Annotated in this window: 12 protein-coding genes and 2 pseudogenes; 7 read left to right on the top strand and 7 right to left on the bottom strand. The window is 62.8% G+C overall.

From position 1 onward, the window contains the following. Nucleotides 1-177: 177 nt before the first annotated feature. Nucleotides 178-360: an Rmf/CrpP family protein gene (locus tag OXS27_RS31015; protein WP_243924778.1), complete on the top strand. Its 183-nt coding sequence runs from the start codon at nt 178-180 to the stop codon at nt 358-360. A 287-nt stretch (nt 361-647) separates the two neighbouring features. Here the strand turns inward: OXS27_RS31015 and OXS27_RS31010 are convergent, their stop codons facing one another. The 5 genes and pseudogenes from OXS27_RS31010 to OXS27_RS30990 all read right to left on the bottom strand — a co-directional run bounded on the left by OXS27_RS31010 (nt 648) and on the right by OXS27_RS30990 (nt 2901). Then, nucleotides 648-950, bottom strand: a complete 303-nt coding sequence (locus OXS27_RS31010) for a hypothetical protein (protein ID WP_243924770.1) — start codon at nt 948-950, stop codon at nt 648-650. Nucleotides 951-986: 36 nt separating this feature from the next. Then, entirely contained in the window at nt 987-1847 is an 861-nt protein-coding gene (locus tag OXS27_RS31005) for a hypothetical protein (RefSeq protein WP_267361512.1), read from the bottom strand. Nucleotides 1848-1917: 70 nt separating this feature from the next. Next, nucleotides 1918-2184 carry a tetratricopeptide repeat protein gene (locus tag OXS27_RS31000; RefSeq protein WP_267361513.1) on the bottom strand — a complete coding sequence of 89 codons (267 nt, stop codon included), beginning with the start codon at nt 2182-2184 and terminating at the stop codon, nt 1918-1920. Nucleotides 2185-2241: 57 nt separating this feature from the next. Then, nucleotides 2242-2397: pseudogene (locus OXS27_RS30995) on the bottom strand (hypothetical protein); the annotation flags it as partial. Nucleotides 2398-2763: 366 nt separating this feature from the next. Beyond that, entirely contained in the window at nt 2764-2901 is a 138-nt protein-coding gene (locus OXS27_RS30990) for a hypothetical protein (protein WP_267361514.1), read from the bottom strand. A 149-nt stretch (nt 2902-3050) separates the two neighbouring features. On the opposite strand from OXS27_RS30990, the gene OXS27_RS30985 reads away from it, so the two are divergent. From OXS27_RS30985 to OXS27_RS30970, 4 genes are all read left to right on the top strand, one after another. Then, nucleotides 3051-3440, top strand: a complete 390-nt coding sequence (locus tag OXS27_RS30985; protein WP_267361511.1) for a hypothetical protein — start codon at nt 3051-3053, stop codon at nt 3438-3440. Next, nucleotides 3437-3652, top strand: coding sequence for a hypothetical protein (locus OXS27_RS30980; protein ID WP_267361510.1), 216 nt, complete (start codon nt 3437-3439; stop codon nt 3650-3652). Before OXS27_RS30985 ends, OXS27_RS30980 begins: the two co-directional genes overlap by 4 nt. After that, entirely contained in the window at nt 3649-3924 is a 276-nt protein-coding gene (locus tag OXS27_RS30975) for a hypothetical protein (RefSeq protein WP_267361509.1), read from the top strand. Before OXS27_RS30980 ends, OXS27_RS30975 begins: the two co-directional genes overlap by 4 nt. A gap of 110 nt (nt 3925-4034) precedes the next feature. Beyond that, the gene (locus tag OXS27_RS30970) at nt 4035-4220 is read left to right on the top strand and encodes a hypothetical protein (RefSeq protein WP_243924777.1); all 186 of its coding nucleotides are present in this window, start codon (nt 4035-4037) and stop codon (nt 4218-4220) included. Nucleotides 4221-4743: 523 nt separating this feature from the next. Here the strand turns inward: OXS27_RS30970 and OXS27_RS30965 are convergent. Both OXS27_RS30965 and OXS27_RS30960 read right to left on the bottom strand, forming a co-directional pair. Then, nucleotides 4744-4875, bottom strand: coding sequence for a hypothetical protein (locus OXS27_RS30965; RefSeq protein ID WP_267361508.1), 132 nt, complete (start codon nt 4873-4875; stop codon nt 4744-4746). A gap of 1083 nt (nt 4876-5958) precedes the next feature. Next, entirely contained in the window at nt 5959-6402 is a 444-nt protein-coding gene (locus OXS27_RS30960) for a DNA topoisomerase (protein ID WP_267361507.1), read from the bottom strand. Between OXS27_RS30960 and OXS27_RS30955 the strand changes: the two are divergent. Both OXS27_RS30955 and OXS27_RS30950 read left to right on the top strand, forming a co-directional pair. Continuing rightward, nucleotides 6316-7220: pseudogene (locus OXS27_RS30955) on the top strand (IS630 family transposase). The gene OXS27_RS30960 and the pseudogene OXS27_RS30955 overlap by 87 nt on opposite strands. 342 nt (nt 7221-7562) lie before the next feature. Continuing rightward, nucleotides 7563-8396, top strand: coding sequence for a porin family protein (locus OXS27_RS30950; RefSeq protein ID WP_267361506.1), 834 nt, complete (start codon nt 7563-7565; stop codon nt 8394-8396).

Raw genomic sequence — 8396 nt, 5'->3', positions numbered from 1 at the left:
GCTGAATTACGACTAGCGATCCCTCTGACATATTCTTGCCAAGCCAGGGGCGATATCAGCTCGGCGGCGGAGCGTCTCTGCCCGTGATGCCGTTGAACTACGGACACGCGTGAGAGGATCTCCACAGCCTCCCGGCAGGTTCTACCTTCAAGACATGGATGTCCGAAGGAGGGTGTCATGGATACGCGCCAGCTGATGATCATGAAGGTCATCACGGAAGGGGCACACGCCCGCGGGATCAGGCGGCCGAAAGATGCATGCCCGTACCCGGCCAAGTCGCTGGAGCGCAGAGCGTGGATGGAGGGCTATGACGGCACGCCCTGGAGGGATGGGCTAGACGATCCCAGGGCCGCTGCCTGAGCACCTAAGGGACAGCGCATCCCGGCAGGATAGCCGCCGGGATGGCGGAATAGCTCAGCTCTCGATACGCCTTGTTGGAAACGACCCGTACTGCACTTCGAGCTCAGCACAGCCCGCGTCAGTGATTTTGTACTCGACGCCGTCAAATGCTGGATCCAATCGGCCAGTGGTCGCGACCAGTCCGAGTTTCTCCATCCGTCGCATGTAGACTGAGGCTCGGTAGAAGCGCGGCCCCATCGTTGAGAGGTATCGCAGGCGAGAAATGATGTTGGGCGCGAGCTTGTGCATCAGCGCGTGACCGCCTCGATGTCATCCTCGTAGATCGAGTCGGGCTGGCACGCGTGCCACTGCTTCTTCTCGTCGGTCTGCCCCTTGCGGCCATAGCAGAAGCCGGCCTGGGCCAGCCGGCCGCTGAGCCGATCGTGGAGCCTGCACTGCTCATGGGTGACAGCCGGGTCCCCGGCGGCCTCACAGGCTTGCGATGCCTTCAACTCCGCGGTGAGCAGCTCGGGAACGGTCGGAAGCTGCTGCTGAGCGTGCGCTCCACCGACAGCGACGACGAGAGCGAGGGCGGCGAGGGCTGTGCGCATGGGGGGAGGATAGCTGAATAATCAGCAATTGGGTGCTCAAGATTCAATCGGCTGCTGAGGCTGCAGCAGTTCGGAATCCTTGCCCAAACAATCCCAAGGATCATCTACCCGCCAAATCGGCATCGCCATCGGCGGTTCCAATCCTTTATCAGGCGGGATCGTCATGCCGCTGAGCATCAGGCCACTACCGATTTGAACAATAAAAGCAAAAAAATCATCCTCTTCCATGAATCCAAATTTATAGCAAAATCTTCGCCCATAATCTCTGATATTCGATCTTGTTAACTGCCGATACTCAGGCAAAAGGTCGTTCCAGTAATTAGCAATCGGCTTCCGTTGGGCATCTTGAGCCTGCTGCCACATCCCGGCAATTCGATGTGCCGAACTAAGTATTTTTCCAGTTTCTTTGTAATATATCGCGCACGCAAGTTTCCTTATGGCGACATACACTGCAATCTTTGACGATTGCGGCACTGATACAATGCCAACATCTCTAAGAAATTGACCAGCAGGACGCTGCATGCCCATGCTTTTAAGCTTCCTGCGTTTTTGGTTCGCAGAAAGATTTTCAACGGGAAGAGAGTCGGGGTAGTTATTTAGCAAGCCTTGAATGCGCTTGTTGAACGTTTCAGCATCCAGGTTCTCCTCATCGAAATCCACCGCCATGGCATAAAAGCCAAACATATCATCATATGGCCTGGTGGACTGATTGCAGTCATCACAAGCAGGGAACTCCATACCCTCCGGGTGATAACCTGCCGGGAAGCAAGCCCGCGGCGGTATGTGGTCTTCACCAGTCGATTGAACGCCGCCGCCACAGAAACAGCAAATTGGGTTGTCGCGTAGCATGCGCTGCTTGCGGCTCAACTTCACTTCATCTCGATCGTCGCTCGACATCTAAAGTGCAAGCCTCAGTCTCAATCGCGGCTGCACGCCGTTCATGTAAATGAAGATGACGCCGGCGTCTTCACGGCAGGTCGCCTCTGGAGCGCGGATCGCTGATCAGTGGTGAGCGGCCACCAGGCATCGCAGCCTGTGTCTGTACCGTGACAACAGCTGGGATCTGCGTATCGTCCGGATGGCTCGTCACGAACGCGTTGAGGTCAGCTAGGGCTGCCTCGCGCCGACCTCCTCTGATGTAGGCCAAGCCGCGCTCCCGCAGAGCGTCTGTCCGGTTAGGATTCATCTCGACGGCTGCGGTCAGATCCCGGATCGCATCCTCGTCGCGAACCATTTTTGCGTCCAGCCGCCCGCGATCCACTCGCAACCCCGCATCCCGCGCGTCAATTGCGATGCCTCGATCAATGTCGGCAAGAGCCTGATCTAACCGTCCCATCTCCTCGTAGATGAGCGCTCGCCCGCGGAGGACGAAGGCGTAGCCTGGGGCTAGCCGGATCGCCGCGCTGGCGGCATCAAGGGCATCGTCGTAGCGCCCGGCCAGCCGAAGCGCGTTGGCTCGGTTGTCTTGGTAGCCGCCAACGGTCGGATTGAGGCGTGCTACGTCCGCGAAGTCGCGCGGCTGCGAGGTAGTTCTTCAACTCGACGTAGGTGTGGGCGCGGCGGTTGTAGGCGCGACCGAGAAGGGATTTGTCTCGGGTGCTGGCGATCACAGCCGAACAGGCTGCCATGCGCTCGCTGGCTTCGCCTGATCCCTTGCAGCGCTCCATAGCAGTGTCGGCTGCGCTTTCGCGAACCGGTACGTGAACACTGGCGCCGAGAGCTGCGTACAGGCCTAGGAAGAGAGCCGATCCCAGCATCGCCATGGCTGCTCAAAGCCCGTTCAGCAGAGAATAGCAGCCAAGCTGACGGGGCCTCACTTCAGATAGCCCTTCGCCTTCAGGTGCTCGGTGAGGAGCTTCTCCATAAAGCTGGACAGCGACCGTGTATCGTCCTTGGCAGCCCTCTCGGCCGCCGCCTTCACGTCAGGAGGCAGGCGAAGCGACACAGGCAACGATTTCGGGGTATCGACTGGCGGGCGGCCCATAGCGTCCATTAAATGTAGTTGACATGTTTTCTGACTACATTTAATCACAAAGGCGGGCCGAGCGGAAGCGCGAACTTCCACCCGGCCCTAGCCCTCAACGTCTGGGATCTACGTCAATGGCTGCTCACGCCCATAGCACACGCACGCCCTTATTACGCCCGTTCCGCAGCGCTCCGCCCTTATTAGGCCAGGGGCTCGGCAGGCAGTCGGGCCCCGTCACCCAGGCCATCCGCGCGATGCGGGCGGCCGAGCCGCTCCCGCCCGCCGACGCCGCGATCGAGGCCATCCGCGAGGGGCTGATCCGCTACTTCGTTGAGGAGGACGGCGCCGATCGCCAGCGTCTCAGCGAGCTGCGCCGCCGGATCGCCGACCGGATCGAGGCAGACCTCGAATTATTAGAGGCGCTCGACGGCGACGCTGATCGCGAGTTCGACGAGCCGGAAGCTTTGGCCTCCGAGTGGACCGGGCGCGGCGCTCATCGCTTCAACGTCGGGAGTGCGGCATGAGCTGCAACTCGGCCTTTCAGGCGCTCTCGCAGCTGGAGAGCAACATTGCCGACGTCGAGAGGTGGGGCAACACGCTGATCGCGATCGGAACGACCGACGCTCACGTAGACCCTGGCGTCGTTCTCGTCTTGGGTTGGGCGTTAAAGCGGCTCGGCGATGATCTCGATATCGAGTGGCGAACCGCGTTCGAAGCAGCGGGAGGTAAGCCATGAGCGCCCCCGCATCCCGTCGAGGTCTGCTCCTAGGCCTCGCCACGCTTCCCCTCGCGGGCGGGGTGGCGGTCGCTGGCCCCGCCGATTTAGCGCGTGCCTGTCGTCGGTGGGCTGCCGATCACTGGCTTGGCATGGACGCCCGCTGCCGCGCCGAAGAATGGGACGACGACAAGCTCGATGGGGAGATGGATCTCTACGATGCCGTCCTCCAACGCGCTTTAGTCGAACCTTCGGCCAGCCTTGGTGAGGTCGCGGCCGAGGCACGGCTCTGACTCGTCGACTTCGAGGGTCATCTCTATCCCATGCGGGACATGGCTGAGAACGACGAGCCTGACGCCGGTCAGCGCATGGTGTTGACCGTGCTGCGGGAGGTGATCGCGCTATGCGCCTGATCTACTCCCTGCTGGCCTTTGCCAACCTGCGCCTCGCCCTGGCCGAGTACGGCCGTGCCGAACTGCTGGATCGGTACGCCGATGAGGCGCTCGTCCGGGCCCGAGCTCGGGTCGTGGTGGCTGACAGCTTCGGCCAGCGCGCGGGCTTCCGAGAGCGGCTGATGCCGATGCGGTGATACCCGTTTCGGCCGCTCGCCAGCGAGGGTGTCACCGCCATGGTGATGTCTTCCGCTAATCTCGGCGTGAAAGCATCCCCGCCCGCTCACTAAAGGGTTGAGGGACCACTAGGCCGCGGGCGGGGATATCGGTGAGACGCCGCCCACCGATGCAAGCGTTCTATCGGGGGTTCAGCCGGCCAAACGCTAACTTAGGAGAAAACTAAACTCGAATTTAGGCATCCACGCCCGCCCTCAGTTGCTCAGGGGGACGGAGCTGGGGCGGGCGTGGAGGTCGGCGACCCATCCCGAGCGCCGACGCCGGGCGGGAGCAAAAATCATGCATCCACGCCTGCCCTAGACAGCTGAGGGGCGTATCTGCGGGCAGGCGTGGCGGCCGACCGAAGCCGACTGATCCACGTTAGCAAGCTCGAAATGAGCCCAGTACCTACCTGTGATCCCCTGGCTCACGAAACCGTGACATCGACCTTACGAAAGTCACTCGCGCATCCGGTTCGGGTGGAAGGCGGTGGTCGGAGGAGACCTAGGAGATCCAGCCGAGCACCGTCACCAAGCGGTCGGCCTGAGCTCGGGTCAGTCCGCACGCGACGGCCGCTCCGTTCCGGTAGACGCCGAACGAACCGTCGCCCGCCACACGGATCTTGATTGAGGCCATTCATACGCACTCCACACCCGCCGAGGCGGCGCCGGAACGTAGCGGATGGAGGACCTCGATGTTGCTGGCTTCCGGGGTTGTCGACAGGGGAATCTGTCGGGCCGTAGCCAACGAACGCAGCTCGCGCATCTCGTGTGAGCAGGTTGTAGGTTTTATTGTCGGTATGGCTGGGATGAAAACCGCTAACTCGTTGTCTAATAACGGTTTTTGCGGGTTAATTGGCGGAGGGAGCGGGACAATCGTCCGATACTGCCAACACCTACAAAATCAATGACTTAGAAAAGGCCTCTGCCCTCGCGGTGTAGCAGTCCGGTGTAGCAGAGATCAACCCTGACCGATGGCCGACCCCAGCGCAGCTCCAGTGAAACCGGTTGCACTGACCTCTCAGTTGGGCGGACCGATCGGGATTCGAGCTACGTTCGCGCCCCGTGTTCGTGGCGGCGAGAACGATGAGCCCTGGTCGGCACACCGCCGTCCGATCGGAACCGCGCGAGGCCTGAACAGGGGGCCCTCGAACGGCGGCTTCGGATCCAACACAGCGACTCGTTGGGCAACCGGGGATGGCCGAACCTGGCCGAAAGCAGGTGGTCCGCTTCGGAGAAGTGCCGCCGCAAAAGCGGACAGGCTCCTACCGACCCAAGCACACGGTTCTCGATACTCAGCAAACCGAGGGAACACCATTGCGTTCTGGCCACCGGCATCGCTGCGTCGTTAAGTCGAAGGTTGCGAAGGCGGTCAACCAGAGCGCGACCTGAAGCTACCGCAGGCCTCTTGTTCCTGATCGAGCGCATCACTTGGTAAGCGGCCCCACTCGCAGGAAGGCGTTTCACGCGTTCGAGCGTTGGCGTTCCGCAGGGAGATACGCGGATGACCGCCGGATCATCGACTTGGTCGATCAGCCGGCCCATCACCACCGGCAGTTCGCCTCGGGTGATCCGACGCGGCGGTTCGGTCATCACTGTGGCGATGTCTGCAGTCGTAGCCGATGCACCTTCGCCATCGTTCACGGCCGGCAGGCGCGCGGACGTGGCCTCCGCCTCGCGCTTCGCCTTGCCGGGAACGGCGTCAACCTCGAGGTCGGACTCACTGCCGTAGACCGCGCGCCACCCCCTGCGCGCGTATGACACTGCCCGACACGGCAAACCGTTTCGGCCCCAAAGCTATCCCGACCTCGGCTGTGACACTTGTGCGGGCATCGATGCCGCCGGGAAGGTGGGCAGTCAGATAAGCCTTCGCGACGAGTTCCCACAGCCGGAACTGGTCGGCCGAGAGACGGCCACGCTCAGGCACCTTGCGTAAGGGCACGATTGCGTGGTGCTCGCCCGGATCCTTGACGTAGTGCCCCTTTACCCCGCTTCGGATCAGAAGCGCCTCGCCTCCCGGGATGATATCGCGCAGATCGGTCAGCACGGTCGTGATGGCGGCGACGATTGCAGCGGCATCACCCGCCTGTCCTTCCGGGAGGTACTCGGACTCGGTGCGCGGGTAACTGCGATCGCCAGCGACCGCTCCCGTCCGCTCAAACACATCCAGCGCGCCAGCATCGTCCTGCTCTCAGGCGAGCACCTGAATGTCCAGGACGTCGCCCGGCGGGTGGGCGTCAGCCGGCCGGCCGCGCCGTCGCTGCGCGAACCGGCATCTCGCTCCGCTCCGTGCAGCGGATCTGGGACGCTCACCACCTCCAGCCCCATCGGCTGCGTACCTTCAAGCGCTCCCAGGATCCGGCCTTCGCCGAAAAAGTCGAGGATGTCGTCGGTCTCTACATGGCCCCGCCCGCCCACGCCGTCGTGCTGTCCATCGACGAGAAGAGCCAGATCCAGGCCCTGGAGCGAACCCGCCCCGACCAGCCGCTCGGGCCCGGGCATCCTGCCGCTCAGACGCACGACTACACCCGCCACGGCACCGCGACGTTGTTTGCCGCCCTCGACGTCCTGGCAGGCACCGTGCTCGGCCGCTGCAGGCAGCGCCATCGCCACGGTGAGTTCATCCGCTTCCTCAACGCTGCCGAAGCCGCCGTCCCGCCCGGCAAGGCGATCCACGCGATCCTCGACAACTACGGCAGCCACAAGCACCCAAAGGTGGGCGCCTGGCTCACCCGCCACCCGCGATGGACCTTCCACTTCACACCGACCTCGGCCTCCTGGCTCAATGCCGTCGAGGGCTTCTTCTCCACGCTGACGCGCCGTCGCCTCCGGCGAGGCACCTTCACCGGCATCGTTGACCTACAGGCCGCCATCAAACGCTACATCGGCGAGCACAACCGAAGCCCACGACTCTTCGTCTGGACCAAGCCCGCCGCCGCCATCTTCGACGCCCTCAATCGAGCCCCTGAACCATCCGTCTGAGTCAGTGCACTAGCAGGGAGAAGCGGTGCCATCGAGCTTGCGGATCAGCTCATGATAGGTTTAATCGGCCTTGAAGCTTTCCTGGCTGGTCCTGGGAACGTTCACGGCAGACTAAAGCCCCGTCAGCCTTCGTGCTGCGGGGCCTTTTTGTTTCTGGAAACATCAAGATACAAATTATCTAACTGCGACGGCTCGTTAACCCGCGTGATGTGCTGTACCGCACCTTTGCGTGCATCCTGGCCAAGCTGTCACCGGCGGTGTTGCCAATTTGCACTAGCGCCACGCTTTTTTCATGTCCTCTCTGCTGCTGTGCACATCCCGAGCAACGGGAGTTGAAGACCTATGATCAAAAAGCTTCTTCTCGCGAGCGCCGCCACGGCCCTCCTGACCGGCGCCGCCTCGGCCGCCGACCTGCCGCGCCGCGCCGCGCCACCGCCTGTGTTCACCCCCGTCCCGGTGTTCACCTGGACCGGCTTCTACGCCGGTATCAACGCCGGCTACGCCTTCGACGCGGGCAGCAACACCACCTCGACCTTCACGGTCCCGACCCCCTATGCGACCGCCGGCACGACGGCGACCTTTGGCAACCGCAGCCAGGACGGCTTCTCCGGCGGTGGTCAGATCGGCTACAACTGGCAGCTGACCCCCGGCAACGGCGTGGTGTTCGGCATCGAGGCCGACGCCCAGTACCTCGACTTCGGGCGTAGCCGAAACAACGCCGTCACCACCGGTACGGTCGCTTCGGGCTACTACCTCACCGACCCGCGCGGCCTGTCGAGCCTCGACTTCTTCGGCACCGTGCGCGGCCGCCTCGGCTACGCCTTCGACCGCGTGCTGGTGTACGGCACTGGCGGCTTCGCCTACGGCTCGGGCAGCGCCGACCGTTCGTTCGGCGGCTATGCCACCAACGACAGCTTCCGCACCGGCTACGCGGTCGGCGGCGGCATCGAGTACGCGCTGCCCACCGACTCGTTCCTGAACTTCTTCCGCTCGTCGGCCGTGACGCTCAAGGTCGAAGGTCTGTACGTCAACCTCGACCGCAACACCCGCAACCAGGGCGCGTTCGTGATCAACAGCGCCACGAACTTCCCGGTCGCCTACAGCACGATCGGCCGCCGCGACGACGAGTTCGCCGTCGTTCGCGCCGGCCTGAACTACAAGTTCGGCTCGTACTAG

The organism is Methylobacterium sp. GC_Met_3, assembly GCF_026540775.1.
Lineage (GTDB): Bacteria > Pseudomonadota > Alphaproteobacteria > Rhizobiales > Beijerinckiaceae > Methylobacterium.
Note: the sequence above shows the minus strand (reverse complement) of the source record. Positions and strands in the feature narration are given on the sequence as shown.